Here is a 16451-nt window from a genome sequence, read left to right as displayed (position 1 = left end):
ACACCTGCCGGCGCGGCAGGTGTTTTATTATTTTACATACCAGGGTTAGAAGCAAGCTTAGGATCTGTTCCGTGCTCATTGTGTGATTCCTTGCTCTCCATGCAATCAAATACGATTAAAACGATCGCTCCGACTATCGGAATAAAGGCCAGCAAAATCCACCAGCCGCTTTTGCCGACATCATGAAGCCTGCGCACCTGTACTGCAATACTTGGGATGAGAATAAATAAAGCATAAAGTGCATTAATCCAAAAGAAAACCGCTGCCACCATCGTTAAAATCCTTAATACAATCATGAAAATTGCATTTACAAGGGTGAACATCCAAAACTCTTTCCGCCTTGCCCTTCCGTTAAAAACAGCATAGTTTTTCAGCACATCCAAATACCACTGCATCTTTTTTTTCCTATCCTTTCTTATGTAATTTACCGGCTTGTTTTAATAAAAAAAGTCACAAATGCGGCTTGTACTTTAATACCCATAAAAAAGGAATGTATATCTTATTTTTACAATTTTTACATAAATTTTACTGACCATAAAAAAAGCACCTCTCAAGGTGCCGGAAATTATCTAAGCAAATCCCGTATATCCTCCTCTGTCAGCACATACGCCTGCTTATCTTCAATATCAATGATCTCTTTAATCAGCTGACGCTTTCTGTCCTGCAGCTCATTCATTTTTTCTTCAATCGTTCCCCTTGTTACGAGCTTAATCACATTGACCACATTTTCCTGTCCCATCCGGTGGGCTCTGTCTGCCGCCTGGTCTTCAACAGCTGGATTCCACCAAGAGTCGTAATGGATGACAGTGTCTGCTCCAGTCAGGTTCAGCCCTGTGCCGCCTGCTTTCAGCGAAATCAAAAACAGCCCTCGCTCACCTGCATTAAACCGCCTGCACAGCTTTACCCGCTCCTCAAGCGGCGTCTCGCCATCCAGATAAAAGTAAGGCCTGCCTTCAGCCGCTAATCTACGGCCGATCAGCTCAAGCATTTTTGTGAACTGTGAGAAAATGAGCACTCTTCTCCCTGATAGCCTCGCCTCTTCAAGAATGGTCAAGAGCTTCTCAAACTTCGCCGAGCTGCCGGTGTATCCTTCCACAAACAGGGCCGGGTGGCAGCAAATCTGGCGGAGCCTTGTAATGCCGGCGAGAATTTTAATCCTGTTCTGCTGAATCGTTTCTTTATCAAGATGCTTCAGCGTATCATGTCTGAGCTTTGCCAAATAAGCTGCATACAGCTTTTTCTGCTCAGGCAGCAGGTCGACAGCTTCTGTAAGCTCAATTTTTTCCGGAAGCTCTGATAAAACGTCCTCTTTCATGCGCCGCAGCAAAAACGGCCGTGTTCTTCTCGCAATCTGCTTCCGCGTCAAATTACTGTACTCCTTGATGCCGAGAAAAAGCTCTGGAAAAACAACATGATAAAGCGCCCACAGCTCTTCGCCTGCATTTTCGACAGGTGTGCCGGTCAGGCCGAACTTATGCACTGCCTGGATTCGTTTAACAGCCTTTGCCGTCTGGGTAAGCGGATTTTTAAAGGCTTGTGCTTCATCGAAAAAGACCGTATGAAAGCTCATTTTTTCATAATCGCGTATATCCTTCCGCAGCAGCGGATAGGAGGTGATCACCACATCTGCTTTAAGGGCGAGCCGCTCACTCCGCACTTTTTTACCGCCGTCAACAATGACCGCCTTTACTTCTGGTGAAAATTGATTAAATTCACTTAGCCAATTGTATAAAAGCGAGGAAGGGCATACGATGAGCACAGGCTTATTTGTCTTTCGAATCTCAGAAAGCTCAGACAGAATGTAGGCGATGCTCTGAACCGTTTTGCCAAGACCCATATCATCGGCAAGAATTCCCCCGAAGCCATTTGCCGCAAGAGATTTCAGCCACTTGAAGCCATGCTTCTGGTACTCTCTAAGAACAGGCTCAAGCTTTTCTGGAACCTGGAAGGACAGTCCTTCTGGTGCAAGCAGGCTTTTTAGCTTTTCATGAAACGAAGCTTGTATTTCGACAATATCAGAAGCTGCTGCATCCAAAAGCTGCAAGCCTTTGATATAAGGCACTTCAAGCTCTTTTTCCCAGTCTTCTTCCTGAATTGGCGCTGCCGCTAAAAACCGCTGAATTTCTTTGTACTCTCTTGTTTCAAGAGATAACAGCGCCCCGCTTTTCAGGCGGTAATATTTCTGCTTTTCCTGAAGCGCTTTGAGCACTTTGCGGATTTCCATCTCCGGAATATCCAGATCAAATTTAAATTCCAGCCAGTTTGTCCGCTCTTTATTCCCAAATACCCGGATTTTCGGCGGGCGGTTTTCTTTGAAAATCCGGAGCCTGACAGCTGTTGTCGCGTACACTTTCACAAATTTCTCAAGCTTTGGAAGCACCTCGTACAGAAACTCGTATTCCAGCAGCTCATTTTGCAGAAAATAGCCGCTTTCCGTCCTGGCAAAAGAGCTTTCCTCCATCAGTTTCAGGATGATATCCTCCTGCTCTGTATAGCGGATCAGTGCTGCAAGCGACTGGATATCCTTTTCATTCAGCGGATTAAAAACGATGCTGCCGTAATGAAATTCAAGGCCTGCGAGCAGCCTGTTCTTCATTCGGTCCAGATAGAGCTTTGCCGTGAACTTTACTTCTTCTTTCTGCCTTGAAAGATTTTCTGAAAGCGTGACTTCGCCGAGTCTTTTTAAGCCTGGTACGACCTTGTCCAAATAAATTTGAATCTGTGCAGGCGGAATGCGGAGGATTTTTCTGTCCGAAGCATCCAGCACACGGCGAATTTCCGCAAGCCTGGCGAAGTCTTCTTCTTCAAGCGGGTATAGCGTTCCCCCGCACTGGACTGCCCGATATGGCTTGAGAAGCAGGATTTTACCGAGCCCGTCTGCCTTCAGCTCATATCCTCCGGGAGCTTCATACAAATCAAAGAACAGCGGAAGCTTTTCATAAGAAAGCCTGAAATTCTCCATCCTTCTGTTTTGCTGAATATAAACCTCAGGAGCTACAGTCAGAGCCTTGAGAAGGCTGCTCCAAGCGGCAGGCTGCAGAATCAAACCGCCATCAGCATTCTCCTCCTCAGCAATCAGCATCAGCTCCTGAAATACCGCATCCGTCTCTCTTGAAAAACAATGCTGCTCAGGTGAGAAAGTGAAAGAAGGCGAAAGCTTTATAGCCTGATCCCCATTCAGCTGGCTCAAAAATGCCTCTATGCTTGCAATCCTGATGGATTCAACAGACAGCACAAGCTGAAAATAAGTGCCCTCATTCTGCTGGACAGGCTCCAGAAGAAAAACGGCCTTCAGCACTTCTCGCTGTTCGAAATAGTTCTGCTCGCTTGAGCGTTTCATGCGCGTGCTGAACGCGGCCAATAAGCCATCTGAAAGGCCGTCATCCGGAACAGGGACAGGCTCCTTTGCAATGCTTGGGATACTGCCATGTGACTGATGCTCATGAACAGCCAGCAGCACAGCTGCAATATGCTGGCAATCCCGCCTAAAGGAGACAAGCTTTGGACAGCTGCAGGCCGTCTTCAGCTCCCCGCCGGGTTCAGCCTTAACGGAAACATGGAAAGCTTCTGTCGTCATAACCTTTGCTTCGCATTCCTCATCGCGATAGGCTTCAAATTCTATTTTATTGGAACGGCAGAGCGCTTCTCCTGTTTTCATGGAGACGCGGCCGCACCGGTCTTCTATTATTTTTTTCGTTAGTTGGATCTTCAACTCTCTTGCTCCTTTGCAGGGTTTCAAGAATGCAAAAAACAGAACCTTCATTCAGGTTCTGTTCTTATCATACCATTTTGTCCTGCTATTCCCACTTAAATGTAAAGCTTGCTGCAATGAATGCCCCAACTGCCCAGCACGCTAAAATGAGGAACTCTGTTCCAAGCGAAAAGAAGGAGGCGCCGACATTCATGACTTCCCTTAAAGCATGGCTGAGATGAGAGATCGGGAGAACATAAACGATCGGCTGAAGAAATTCCGGCATGTTTTGAATCGGGAAAAATACACCGCCGAGAAACAGCATCGGAAAGGACAGGAATCCGGCAATCGGGCCGGCACTTTCTGGTGTCTTGGCAATGCTCGCAATAATAAAGCCAATGGCCATAAAAGCAAGGGTCCCGACAATCACGAAGCTGATCAGCGTAAGCCATGAGCCGCTGACCCCGACGCCGAAAAACAGCTGAGCCACAATCAGGACAAGCAATGCCTGCAGGCCGTTCAGCATAAGCCTTGCTGTTATCTGCGCGGCAATAAAGGTAGACGCCTTCAATGTCGTGCCCTGCATTCTTCTCAAAATGCCGCGCTCTCTCCAGGAAGCAATCTGCCCTGCAACACCGTTCATATTGTTGCTCATGATCATCATCGCGACAATCCCAGGAACAAGGAAGTCGACGTATTTTAGGTTCAGTGTTTCAACGCCTTTCGCCTCAGTGACAACCGTCGGCTTATAGGCCGTCTGCGCTTTGCTGATCTGATCGACTGTTCCGTTGACAAGCTGCAGTCCGACCTGTGAAACGTTCGCGTTTGTTTCATCATAATAGACCGGAAGTTTAAACGGCGTACCCTTTCCTTGATTTTCTGCATAGCCCTTCGGAATCACCAGAGCCAGCTGAAGACTTCCGTTTTTTACTTGGCTCAAAGCAGCCTTCTGTTCCTTCACCTCTTGAATTTTGAGCGCTTTATTCTTTTTCAGTGCGTCTGTGAAAGCTTTCGACTGCGGTGTTTGATCCTGGTTAACTACCCCAGCCGTCACGGAGAGATTATTGCCGCTTCCTAAAAAGGAGCCGAGCATGACCATAAGAAAGATGGGAAAGGCCAAGGTCCAGAACAGCACCTGGCGATTTCGGAGGAAAATCCTCAGCTGGGTTAACGTTAACTGCCAGTATGCCTTCATGCTTCTCTCAAGCTCCTTCCCGTCATATGAATGAACACATCTTCAAGCGTCGCCGTCCGCACCTGGAGGTCCGCAATTTTCAAGCCCTTGCTGTCTGCCGTCTGAATCAGGCTTGTGAGCGTTCCTTGAAGATCGTCTGTATAAAGGACCGTCGCATCCTTCTGTGTACCGACCTGCTTCACCCCGTGCAGCTGTTCCAGATCAATATCCGCTTCCTTTTCAAACCTGAACTCGACCGCATTCTCGGAATGCAGGCTTTTTACCAGTGCCGCAGGCGTATCAAGCGCGATTAGATGACCCTGATCCATGATCGCTATCCGATCGCACAATACATGGGCTTCATCCATATAGTGCGTTGTCAGGACGACTGTTTTCCCTTTTTCCTTCAGCTTGAAAATAATATCCCAAAGCGTTCTCCTCGCTTGAGGATCAAGGCCAGTTGTCGGTTCATCAAGAAAAATAATCCACGGATCATGCACAAGTGCAAGGGCAATCGCGAGCCGCTGCTTTTGCCCGCCTGACAAGCTTTTAATACGGCTCTTGGTTTTGTCAGTTAAAATCATATCCTCAATCAGCGGATGGATCGGAACATGCTTTTTATAAAAGCTCGCATACAGGACAAGAATCTCTTCTACTGTCAGCAGCTCAAAAAGCGTTGTCGACTGCAGCTGAACACCGATGACTTCTTTCACTTTTTTCAAATCCCTGACAACATCATATCCGCCGATATCCGCCGCCCCGCCATCAGGCTTACGGAGGCCGACAAGCATTTCCAGTGTCGTCGTTTTGCCTGCCCCGTTCGGTCCAAGCACGCCGAAAACCTCGCCTTTTTCCACCTCAAAATCAATTCCATTTACCGCGGTAAAATTGCCGTACTTTTTAATGAGCCCGTTCACATGGATGATGGTCTCTGCCATTTTTTCACACTCCGAAAGGGGCAGCTTGCTGCTGCCCCAAATAAGTTTTGATACTGGTATTTATTCTTTGATGAATGAGTTTATCCTTTAAAAATTGGTGATTTACTTTTAATTAAGCGGGGAGGAGCAGCAAGGAAGCCGGATTTTTCCATTAAATGAGGGCCGGCTTTGGCTTTTTTGCAGCTGACTGCAGATATCGGCGAAGTTCTAATTATATCGGCGATCTCTCCGTTTTATCGGCGAACTCCCTATCAGCACCATCTGTCATCACCTCTCCTATGCCAAAAGAATTACTTTTTGAATAAAAGCGCTTGCAATATTTGAAATCCTCGTTATAATACTTGTATACAAGTATACTTGAGTGACTAAGGAGGGAGTTTATGGCGGAAGCCGAGTATTTGTATCCTGCCAAATGGCTGGCAAAAGCTTCGGCTGGAGAGAGAATTGCCTGCGAGCTTAGGATTTCCATTATTTCCGGGATGATTGAAAGCGGTACCATCCTTTCTGAAAACAAAATAGCGGCAGAATTTTCCGTAAGCCGGTCTCCTGTCCGCGATGCCCTTAAAATTCTTGCATCTGAAAATATGGTGCAGCTAAAGAGGATGGGCGCCACTGTTACTGGTTTAACTGATAAGCACATCGAAGAGATTTATGATGTCCGGCTCATGATCGAGTCTTTTGTGTTTGAACGAATGGTGAAGCTGGATACGGAAGAATTGGTCAAGGAGCTCAGCAAAATCCATGAAATGATGAAGATTGCCATTAAATATGGTGATGCAGATGAATTTTCTCTTCAGGATTTGCTGTTTCATGAGACGATTATCCGTTCCATCAATCATTCTTACCTTCTGATGATCTGGGACAATTTAAAGCCTGTTATGGAAAGCTTGATTCTCTTGTCCATGAGGGTGCGCTTTAGAGAAAAATACGAGGATTTTGAGCGGGTTCTGGACAACCATGAACTTTATATAAAAGCCATTCGTTCAAAAGACCGAAACTTAATGATTCAGTCCCTTCACCAGAACTTTGACGATGTCCAAGGAAAAGTGGAAGATTTATGGATGTCACAGCAGCTTCTTTCAAAAGGAGCAAAAAAGGATCATTCTTGAAAGCGTTTTACTTAGAACTCATCTTACTTTTTAAGGAGAATTTATTATGCCATTAGTTATCGTTGCAGCAGGCATTATTGTCCTGCTGATCCTCATCATGGGCCTCAAGCTCAATACATTTGTTTCATTGATTATCGTATCGTTCGGTGTAGCGCTTGTTCTTGGCGTACCTGTTGAAAACATTGTTAAAACAATTGAAACCGGTCTCGGCGGAACGCTTGGCCACTTGGCCCTTATCTTCGGTCTTGGGGCAATGCTCGGCAAGCTTCTTGCTGATGCCGGAGGCGCACAGAGAATTGCCATGACGCTTGTGAACCGTTTTGGCGAAAAGAATATTCAATGGGCGATAGTGATTGCTTCCTTCATTATCGGTATTGCCTTGTTCTTCGAAGTTGGACTTGTTCTATTAATCCCGATTGTTTTCGCTATTTCAAGAGAGTTAAAGGTTTCTGTTCTGTATCTTGGGATTCCGATGGCCGCTGCACTTTCAGTGACACACGGTTTTCTGCCTCCGCATCCGGGTCCGACAGCTATTGCCGGAGAATACGGTGCGAACCTTGGAGAAGTACTGCTTTACGGATTCATTGTTGCTGTTCCAACAGTTATTATTGCTGGACCGGTTTTCACAAAAATTGCAAAGAAACTTGTGCCCGCTTCCTTTACAAAAACCGGAAGCATCGCTTCACTTGGCGAGCAAAAGCACTTTAAACTTGAAGAAACACCTGCATTCGGCATTAGTGTTTTCACTGCATTGCTTCCTGTTATCCTCATGTCTATCGGCACGATCGTTAATTTGATCCAAAAAACAACTGGTGCTGCAGACAATGGATTCTTGATTGCTGTTAAGTTTATCGGTGATGCTTCACCTGCTATGCTGATTTCATTATTATTTGCTGTTTACACAATGGGACTTGCCAGAAAAATTCCGATCAATACTGTTATGGAATCCTGCACAGCTGCGATCATGCAAATCGGCATGATGCTTCTCATCATCGGCGGCGGCGGAGCATTCAAGCAAGTATTGATTGACGGCGGCGTAGGCGATTACGTAGCAAAGCTTTTCCACGGCAGCGCTCTTTCTCCTATTCTATTAGCCTGGCTGATCGCTGCAATCCTTCGTGTATCACTCGGATCTGCAACGGTTGCCGCTCTGACAACGGCGGGTCTCGTGATTCCGCTTCTTGGACACACTGACGTGAACCTTGCGCTCGTCGTGCTTGCAACAGGTGCCGGAAGCTTGATTGCTTCTCACGTAAATGACGCAGGCTTCTGGATGTTCAAAGAATACTTCGGCCTCTCGATGAAAGAAACATTCGCAACATGGACATTGCTTGAGACGATCATCTCTGTTTGCGGACTGGTGTTTACTTTGCTTTTGAGCATGGTGGTTTAAGAATAATAGAAAGGGAGCAGGAAATGAGGATTTCCTGCTCCCTTCTTCATTTTTTCGATAGGTTCATCAAAAACTCTGCGACTTCTAAATCTATGTAGTCATCTTCCCGGTAGCGCTCATCAAAATTCTCCGTCAGATAAAATTTCTTCAGGCTTTCTTTCAATTCATCATTCCAATCTCCAGACAGTTCCCCTGTATGATAGCCTGTTTTCTTTAATGCTTCCTCAATATCTGCCAATAACTGCCCTTCTATTTTCACAAGATTTCCGGGCTTTGTTTTATAAAAATAAAGACGGTATAGATCCAATAACCTTTTCAGCTCTTTAATAGGTTCAGGATGATCGTCTACTCTCAAATCCACATAGCGGTCGTTAAATCCGCCATATCCTCCTTTGTCTTTAACAACAAGAAGTGCTGCGGACTGTTTGCCTCTGCTGTCTCCTCCAGCGGATTGTCCCGCATCAAGTGATTCTACAAGACGCTCTGCAAGATCTCCTTTACTGCTGCTGAACGAATCTGCCATCGCCTGCACTGTTTCCTGGCTTACGAGGATATTTCCCTGGCTGGCAAAATGCTTGCCGGCAATGCCTCCAGCCCAGTCAAAGCATTCCTTTCCGCTGAACGTGGCACTGTTGCCCTCTGCATCAATCAGCCCAACCTGCCTAGTTTCCCTTCCGCTATCCTCTTTAAGAAGTTTTCCCAAAACTTCCTCTGCCCGAAGCCCCTCTTCAAGCAGTGCTAACCCATTTGGCCCAAAGCTTGTATTCGCCCAGGACTGAGTCGCAATCGCGCCTGCTCCAGCTTTAGCCCAAGGCACCACTGCCCCTACGCCAAGGAATTTCGACTGCACGGCTACACCCCATTCCTTCGCTTCAGGATCATAGCCGACGATAGAGAAAGTGGCAGCTAAATGGTCTTTGTGGGGAATCATTGTATCAGCTCTTTTCTTATGATTTTCCTAAAACTTCCTAAAATACATCGCTACTATAGCACACTCTCTTATTATCAGACTATTATGGGAGCTCAATTGCCATCTTCTTGGCCCAAGGGGGAGCAAGATGATATACTTAACTTAGTTAAGTAATGAGAGGAAGGAAAACAATGACCGCTAATAAAGCACTCCTAATAATGGATCTCCAAAACGGCATCGCTTCACGGTATGCTGAAAATCCCGATGCTTTAGCTCCTTTTCAGCAGGCAGCACGTGCCGCAAGAAAAGCTGATATTCCCGTTATCTTTGTCAGAGTGGCCTTTCGCGAAGGCTATCCAGAAGTTCCAGCTCAAAACAAAATGTTCTCAGGTATATCCCAGCATGGCGGCATGACAGAAACAGAATGGGCAACAGAAATCCACGAATCACTAGAAAGGCAGCCGAATGAACCGCTTGTCACAAAGCGCCGGGTCAGCGCCTTCAGCGGCAGCGACCTGGAAGTACTCCTGCGCGGTCTTGGCGTTCAAGAACTGATTCTCAGCGGTATTGCCACAAGCGGTGTTGTGCTTTCCACATTGAGGGAAGCAGCTGATAAAGACTACAGCTTGAAAGTATTATCAGACGCCTGCCTCGATGGAGACCCAGAGGTTCACCGCGTTTTGACTGAAAAAGTTTTTCCGCGTCAGGCAGAGGTACTGACAGTGGAGGAATGGGCAGCTGCTATTGAATAATGAGGAAAATCCGCTTAAGAGCGGATTTTTTTGTTTCTATGAAAACTCACTGCTGAGGGCTGCTGGTGAAATTAAACGGGAGTTTGGTGAATATATCAGCCGAATTGGCGAATATGTTCGCTCGATTGGTGAATATAAATGCTGGTTCGGTGAATATGGACTGGCTCCAAGAGGTAAAAAAGCATTTTGCCTCTGTAAAAATGCATTTTACACTCCCATCAGCTCATACGGACTGGCCCTTTTGCTCGCTGCTGAAAATAAATAGAGAAAAAATCCCCCCAAGGTGGTAAAATCTCTTTAACTGCTAGCAGGGAGTTCCCCGCTATGTAATCGCTTACTAAAACTATTTCATTTGAAGAGGTTGAGGAATATTGGCTATACATGTGCAAGAGGAACCAATCTTTTACCATAAGGGAAGCAAGATTGTGACGTCAGACCGGGAAATTCAAATTCTCGCAAAAATAGAAGAGCCGTTTGTGGCCGTTTTAGGCAATGTGCTAAGTGAAGAAGAGTGTGAAGAGCTCATTCAGGTATCAAAAGATCATTTAAACCGCTCCAAAATCGGCTCGCAGCGGGATGTGAACAGCATCCGAACAAGCAGCGGCGCTTTCCTGCCGGAAATGGCAGACGGGGCAGTGGCCCGTGTGGAAAAACGCGTTGCTGAAATCATGGGAATTCCTCTCGAGCATGGCGAGGGTCTTCATATTTTAAACTATCAGCCTGGACAGGAATACAAAGCCCATTACGACTACTTTACATCAGCGAAAGCCAATTCTAATCCAAGAATCAGCACTCTTGTGATGTACTTAAATGACGTAGAAGAAGGCGGGGAAACCTATTTTCCGCACTTAAAGCTCTCCGTCGCACCGCAAAGAGGCATGGCGGTCTACTTTGAATACTTTTATAAAGATCAAACACTGAATGAAATGACGCTGCATGGAGGTTCTCCTGTAGTGAAAGGCGAGAAGTGGGCAGCGACGCAGTGGGTTCGGAGGAAGCAGTACCGGTAAATGAAAAAGCCTAAGCAGCGGCTGCTTAGGCTTTTTCATTTAGCGTGACACTTATCTTAGTTCCTTTTCCAATCTCACTCTCAACCCGAATTTCCCCCAAATGCAAGTCCACAATCTTTTTCACAATCGACAACCCCAGCCCGCTGCCACCAGAGTTTCTGTTTCGAGACGGATCGGCTTTATAAAAACGCTCAAACATATGCATGACCGTTTCTTCGTTCATGCCGATCCCCGTATCTTCTATAGTAATAATCAGCTCTTCTTCGTTTTTGGAGGCGGTGACTGTGATGGTGCCCTTTTCAGGTGTGAACTTGATGCTGTTATGGAGAAGGTTGATCCAGACCTGGTCCAGCAGTTCTTCATCTGCTGTAATCATGATTGGTTCAAGGTTGGCTTCGATTTCAATGTTCTTTGCCTGCCACTGCGGTTCATTGGCGAGAATGATGCGGCGCAGCTGATAATCAAGCCGATAGTTACTTTTTTCAAGGGTCAAATGGTGAGATTCCAAAGATGTCAGTTTTAGCAGGTTTTCGCTTAATTTAGAAAGCCTGGTGCTTTCGTTCTCAATAATCTCGAGATAATGGGCCCGTTCCTCTTTCGTTAGGTCATCATTTTTCAAAGCATTAGCAAAGCCGCTGATCGAGGTGAGCGGTGACTGGATTTCATGTGAAACATTTGAGATGAATTCCTGCCTCATCTCCTCCATGGCTCCGAGCTTATCAGCCATTTCGCCGACGCTTTCGGCAATCTTCGTAAAAGGGTGATTGTTTCCCTCCCGATAATAGGAAAGATCTATTTTGAAGTTGCCTTCTGCCATCAATTTCATCGCCTGAATCATCGGATAGAGGTATTTATTCTGCTGCTCTTCAAAATAAGGTATCATGCGAATGAAATACATCCCGAAGCCAAAAAATGAAAACCCTAAAAAGGAGGTGATTATTTGCCTTGCAAGTTCATGGAGCTCAAGGCCATACACTTTATAGACCAGCGATGTTAGCCAATAGGCCACCATCCAAAATATAAACAAGGCTGTTATGACAAAGCAGATCCCTGCTAATCGCTTCATGAATTCTTTCATTCAGACACACACCTCAAGCCTGTAGCCGAGTCCCCTTAGCGTTGTAATTTTAAAAGGACAGTCACTTTGGGAAAATTGCTGCCGCAGCCGCTTGATGTGCACATCAATTGTGCGCTCGTCTCCTTCGTAATCATAGCCCCAAATATCCTCTATCAGCTGCTCTCTTGAAAACGTCTGCTGAGGGTGTGACGCAAGCTTGAACAGTATTTCAAACTCTTTCAGGCGCAGTGATAGCTCCTGATCCCCGATGAACACTTTATAGGAAGCTTTATCAATGATCACATTTCCTATTTCCACAGAGTTTGAGACCGAAATTTGGTAGCGCTTGAGGAGCACTTTTACCCGTGCAGCCAGTTCCTCTGAAGCAAAGGGCTTGACGAGATAATCATCTGCGCCAAGGTTAAAGCCCTTTACCTTTTGAGAGGTTTCGCCTTTTGCTGTCAGCATCAGGATCGGCAGGGTATCGGAATAGTACGCCCTGACTTCCTTGCAGAATGTCCAGCCATCCATATTCGGCATCATAATATCGAGTATAATCAGATCGACTTTTTCAGCATCCAGGATACCTAAAGCGGCTTTTCCGTCCTCTGCCTCCAGAGACGATAGCCCTTCTTTTTTAAAAATCAGGGAAATCAGTTCACGGATATGGGAGTCGTCATCAATGATTAATACCTTTGCCATAAAGCTCATTCCTTTTGTTAAGTTACCTTTATTTTACTCTTTTTAAAGAAATGCCACTATGTTCTTTTCATATAGTACTTCACAGTCAGCGGGGCAAATACGGCTACAATCACAAGCCCGCCGATCAAAGAAATGACAAGATCCCACCCGACAGTGCCGGCATTAACCAGCTCTCTTACGGCCGTAACAAGATGCGTAATCGGGTTGATGTTCACAAACCACTGCAGCCAGCCCGGCATTGTATTAGCCGGTACAAAAGCATTGGAGAGAAACGTGAGCGGAAATAGGACGAGCATTGAGATTCCCTGGACGCTTGACGCGGTCCTGGCAATAACACCGAAAAAAGCAAAAATCCAGCTGACTGCCCAGGAGCAGACAATCACTAACAGCCCTGCAAGAATGACACAGCCAAGTCCTCCCTCAGGCCGGTACCCCATAATGTACCCCATTGTCAGCGTGAGCACTGTTGCAATCGTATACCTGATCGTGTCTGCCATCAAAGCGCCGGCAAGCGGAGCAATTCTGGCAATCGGCATCGATTTGAATCTGTCGAAAATCCCTTTATCCATATCCTCCCGCAGCTGAACCCCTGTCACAATGGATGTTCCGATAACTGTCTGAACTAAGATCCCCGGTATAATGACAGGCAAGTAACTTTGCACGTTCCCGGAAATGGCGCCGCCAAAGATATACGTAAACATCAAGGTGAAAATAATCGGCTGCAGGGTAACATCAAACAGCTGCTCCGGCGTGCGCTTTATTTTCAATAGTCCGCGAAAGGCCATTGTGAAGGAATGCATCACAGATTGTCTGAAGCTTGCTTTTCTTCTCGGCCGGCGTTCGGACGCCGGTACAATTGTCTGGGTATTCATACGCTTACCTCTTTTCTTGGTTCAGGCTCTCTCACGGCTTCCTCTGCTCCATGGCCTGTAATGGTTAAAAATACTTCATCAAGGGTCGGTTTTTGAACGCTGAACTCAGCAAGCTCGATATTCGCTTCCCGAAGAGCAATTAAAAGATCTGCCACATGATCCGCATGTACAAGCGGGGCGGTAATTTTCCCGCCTTCTGCCGATACGGCAGACGGGACGTTCAAAACCTTCTCTACAAGACGGCGGGCTCCCTGCATATCTTTGCCGTGCTGAATGTTCAAGTGCAGGGAAGAGGTGCCGACAGATGCTTTCAATTCGTCCACCGTACCCTCGGCAACCACACGGCCGCTGTCAATGACGGCAATCCGGTCAGCGAGCTCATCCGCTTCCTGCAAATACTGTGTGGTTAATAGAACAGTAGAACCAGTCTTGACCAGACGGCGGATCGTCTCCCACATCTGATTGCGGGTTCTCGGATCAAGTCCAGTTGTCGGCTCATCAAGGAAAATGAGCGGCGGCTGGGCAATAAGGCTCGCTGCCAAATCAAGCCTGCGCCGCATGCCTCCCGAGAAATTTTTGAGCGGCCGCTTTGCCGCTTCTGTTAGCCCGAACTCTTCCAATAAATCCTCTGCCTTCTGCTTTGCCTCTTTTCTTCCTAGTCCAAGGAGCCTTGAGAAAATAATCAGATTCTCTGTGGCGCTCAGTGCCTCATCAACAGAGGCGTATTGCCCTGTCACGCCGATAAGCTGCCTGACAATATGTGGCTCCTTCACGACATCGTGTCCGAAAATCTTGGCAGAACCGGCATCTGCCTTTAATAAGGTAGCAAGCATTCGGATGGTTGTTGTTTTCCCCGCCCCATTCGGTCCAAGAACCCCGTATATGGAACCTGTGCGCACCTTTAAATCCACACCATCCACCGCACGATGATCGCCGAAGGTTTTGACGAGACCTTGTGCTTCTACAGCCCAGTCTTCGTTTAGTTTGTTCATTCTAAAATCCTCCTTTTGCTGAGTATCTGCTTACGAGTATAGAAAGGAATTATGAACTGAATGTGAAATGAAAAATGAAGCCAGGAAACTTTTTAAAGTCTCTTGGCTTCAGAGGCCGTTCCATTAGTTCACAGTAATAAAAATTTTGTCATGAACAGACAGCTTTTGGCTTGGTTTTGCAATGATATTGTTCAGTAAAATTTCACCATTTTTTATCTTTTGAGCGAATTACAGTACGGCTCCAGCCATCAATATAGTCTGCAAGAGTCCGGTCTAAGCGAAAACTGCCTTCAACTGCAGCTATACGGATTTCACAGGATGAACCAGTAAACCCGAAAAGAGAAATTTTCTCTTCATCATGGCTTGGATTGGGCTCTGTTTTCATAAGACTGGCAGAGTCAACATGTTCAGAAAACGATTTATAGGTATCCAGCTTCTTGTTCCACGAATGAATTTTCGGACATTTATAGATAGCTAATTGATAAATATTTTTGCCGTTCGCATTATAGAAAATAAGATTTATAAAGAATTAGGAATGAAATGCATAAAAGCTGACCCTTATGGATACTTTTTCATCAATAATTTACATAAATTGATAAAATTTGATATAATATAAGAACAAATGTTCCTATTTTGGTTGTTTTTTTTATTTTCTCTTCTCTTTAGTCTATGGAGGTGTAGAAAATGACAAGATATAAAAATCTCAATGAATATAAAAAAAAGAATGCAGAATTCCTAGAACAACCAATAGTAAAAAGTTTTTTTGATAGTAACTCTTGCCATCTCCAAATGCTTGAATCAGCAATTATAGGATGTGATACAAAGGCAAGAATAGAATTGGATAAGCAATTTATAAATCATTTTTATTTCTATAGGCTTGCCCAGTATGTCTCTGTACTTTCTCATAATTACTCAGTAGATTTTGATAAAAGTAAAAGAAAGCAAAGAGAACACTTTCCCTTAATCCTTGATCGACCAATTGAGAACAGTGAAAAGGGAACTTCAACTCTTGATTATCTATCTTATAAGAGTGAAAATACCCATCAAATTGAAATTAAGGATTCTTCCTTAAATGAATTAGTGGGAGATGAAATATTAAGCAAAATCCTGAATAATCTCTCTGATAAAGAAAAAAAAGTTCTACATTTGATAATTATTCAACAATTAAAGCAAGTTGAAGTGGCTAAATTATTTGGAGAAACTCCACAAAATATTGCAAAGATAAAAAAGAAAACGCTAGAAAAAATAAAAAAAGAGTACAGAAAGGGCGTTAGTAAAGATGATAAATAAGCACGAAATGATTGTTAATGTTTTATTGCTTATGAGTCCTAAAATTAAAAAGTCTTTATTAAATACAGATAGAAATGATAGAGAAGATTTGGAGCAAGAAATAAAACTGAAATTAATTGAAGCGGTATTTGGAGGAAGAATCTCACCCCCTCCAACATTTTTAGATTTTCAGGAAGAATTTAATCAAAAGAATCAAAATGCAGCGAGTTAAAAAGCAAGGATAGAGAGATCAAACAAAATTTTGTGCTGCAACAAAACAAGGCTATCTTTTTATGATAGCCTTGTTAAATTACTATTGATAGCAAGATACACTTATTGTTTTTTTGCTCATTTCTAAGCTTCAATCTCCATTGAAAAATGGAAAGGGGCAATTAATCATATACAATTTCCTTAAATATCTGTGGTTAATCCTAAAAATCCTTACTCTCCCCATAATTAAACGCTTCAGGACCCTAAATCTATCTAAAAATTCAACTTGCCTTGGACTATTAAAGAGCCAACAAGGTAAATTAACCATCGACTTTTACCTTGTTACCTCAAATAATCTACAAAGTCTTTTAA

Annotated in this window: 15 protein-coding genes; 6 read left to right on the top strand and 9 right to left on the bottom strand. The window is 44.8% G+C overall.

The window, feature by feature from the left end; all coding sequences use genetic code 11:
* Positions 1–32: 32 nt before the first annotated feature.
* The 4 genes from LRR81_RS14140 to LRR81_RS14125 all read right to left on the bottom strand — a co-directional run bounded on the left by LRR81_RS14140 (position 33) and on the right by LRR81_RS14125 (position 5803).
* Positions 33–395, bottom strand: a complete 363-nt coding sequence (locus tag LRR81_RS14140) for a DUF805 domain-containing protein (protein WP_231790029.1) — start codon at positions 393–395, stop codon at positions 33–35.
* 170 nt (positions 396–565) lie between these two features.
* Positions 566–3712 (bottom strand): DEAD/DEAH box helicase, encoded by a 3147-nt coding sequence (locus LRR81_RS14135; protein ID WP_231790028.1) that lies wholly within the window; start codon positions 3710–3712, stop codon positions 566–568.
* An 85-nt stretch (positions 3713–3797) separates the two neighbouring features.
* The gene (locus LRR81_RS14130) at positions 3798–4886 is read right to left on the bottom strand and encodes an ABC transporter permease (protein WP_231790027.1); all 1089 of its coding nucleotides are present in this window, start codon (positions 4884–4886) and stop codon (positions 3798–3800) included.
* The gene (locus tag LRR81_RS14125; RefSeq protein WP_231790026.1) at positions 4883–5803 is read right to left on the bottom strand and encodes an ABC transporter ATP-binding protein; all 921 of its coding nucleotides are present in this window, start codon (positions 5801–5803) and stop codon (positions 4883–4885) included. The genes LRR81_RS14130 and LRR81_RS14125 overlap by 4 nt, the downstream gene beginning before the upstream one ends.
* A gap of 380 nt (positions 5804–6183) precedes the next feature.
* Between LRR81_RS14125 and LRR81_RS14120 the strand changes: the two genes are divergently transcribed.
* Positions 6184–6912 (top strand): GntR family transcriptional regulator, encoded by a 729-nt coding sequence (locus tag LRR81_RS14120; protein WP_231790025.1) that lies wholly within the window; start codon positions 6184–6186, stop codon positions 6910–6912.
* A 46-nt stretch (positions 6913–6958) separates the two neighbouring features.
* Positions 6959–8305: a GntP family permease gene (locus LRR81_RS14115; RefSeq protein ID WP_231790024.1), complete on the top strand. Its 1347-nt coding sequence runs from the start codon at positions 6959–6961 to the stop codon at positions 8303–8305.
* Positions 8306–8351: 46 nt separating this feature from the next.
* On the opposite strand, the gene LRR81_RS14110 is transcribed toward LRR81_RS14115, so the two are convergent.
* Positions 8352–9236, bottom strand: coding sequence for a DUF1028 domain-containing protein (locus LRR81_RS14110; protein WP_231790023.1), 885 nt, complete (start codon positions 9234–9236; stop codon positions 8352–8354).
* 170 nt (positions 9237–9406) lie between these two features.
* Here LRR81_RS14110 and LRR81_RS14105 point away from each other — a divergent pair, with 170 nt between their 5' ends.
* The gene (locus tag LRR81_RS14105) at positions 9407–9967 is read left to right on the top strand and encodes a cysteine hydrolase family protein (protein WP_231790022.1); all 561 of its coding nucleotides are present in this window, start codon (positions 9407–9409) and stop codon (positions 9965–9967) included.
* 371 nt (positions 9968–10338) lie between these two features.
* Positions 10339–10977, top strand: coding sequence for a 2OG-Fe(II) oxygenase (locus LRR81_RS14100; RefSeq protein ID WP_231790021.1), 639 nt, complete (start codon positions 10339–10341; stop codon positions 10975–10977).
* Between the two features lie 25 nt (positions 10978–11002).
* On the opposite strand, the gene LRR81_RS14095 is transcribed toward LRR81_RS14100, so the two are convergent.
* Genes LRR81_RS14095 through LRR81_RS14080 form a run of 4 tightly spaced genes read right to left on the bottom strand, consistent with a single transcriptional unit; the run spans position 11003 to position 14600 of the window.
* Entirely contained in the window at positions 11003–12055 is a 1053-nt protein-coding gene (locus LRR81_RS14095; protein ID WP_231790020.1) for a sensor histidine kinase, read from the bottom strand.
* On the bottom strand, positions 12056–12736 hold the full coding sequence (locus tag LRR81_RS14090; protein ID WP_231790019.1) for a response regulator transcription factor: 681 nt from the start codon (positions 12734–12736) through the stop codon (positions 12056–12058).
* A 56-nt stretch (positions 12737–12792) separates the two neighbouring features.
* Positions 12793–13608, bottom strand: a complete 816-nt coding sequence (locus LRR81_RS14085; RefSeq protein ID WP_231790018.1) for an ABC transporter permease — start codon at positions 13606–13608, stop codon at positions 12793–12795.
* The gene (locus tag LRR81_RS14080) at positions 13605–14600 is read right to left on the bottom strand and encodes an ATP-binding cassette domain-containing protein (protein ID WP_231790017.1); all 996 of its coding nucleotides are present in this window, start codon (positions 14598–14600) and stop codon (positions 13605–13607) included. The genes LRR81_RS14085 and LRR81_RS14080 overlap by 4 nt, the downstream gene beginning before the upstream one ends.
* Positions 14601–15284: 684 nt before the next feature.
* On the opposite strand from LRR81_RS14080, the gene LRR81_RS14075 reads away from it, so the two are divergent.
* Both LRR81_RS14075 and LRR81_RS14070 read left to right on the top strand, forming a co-directional pair.
* Entirely contained in the window at positions 15285–15890 is a 606-nt protein-coding gene (locus LRR81_RS14075) for a sigma factor-like helix-turn-helix DNA-binding protein (protein WP_231790016.1), read from the top strand.
* Positions 15880–16101 carry a hypothetical protein gene (locus LRR81_RS14070; RefSeq protein WP_231790015.1) on the top strand — a complete coding sequence of 74 codons (222 nt, stop codon included), beginning with the start codon at positions 15880–15882 and terminating at the stop codon, positions 16099–16101. Before LRR81_RS14075 ends, LRR81_RS14070 begins: the two co-directional genes overlap by 11 nt.
* The last annotated feature ends 350 nt before the right edge of the window (positions 16102–16451 follow it).

The organism is Metabacillus kandeliae (assembly GCF_021166585.1).
GTDB lineage: Bacteria > Bacillota > Bacilli > Bacillales > Bacillaceae > Metabacillus_B > Metabacillus_B kandeliae.
Note: the sequence above shows the minus strand (reverse complement) of the source record. Positions and strands in the feature narration are given on the sequence as shown.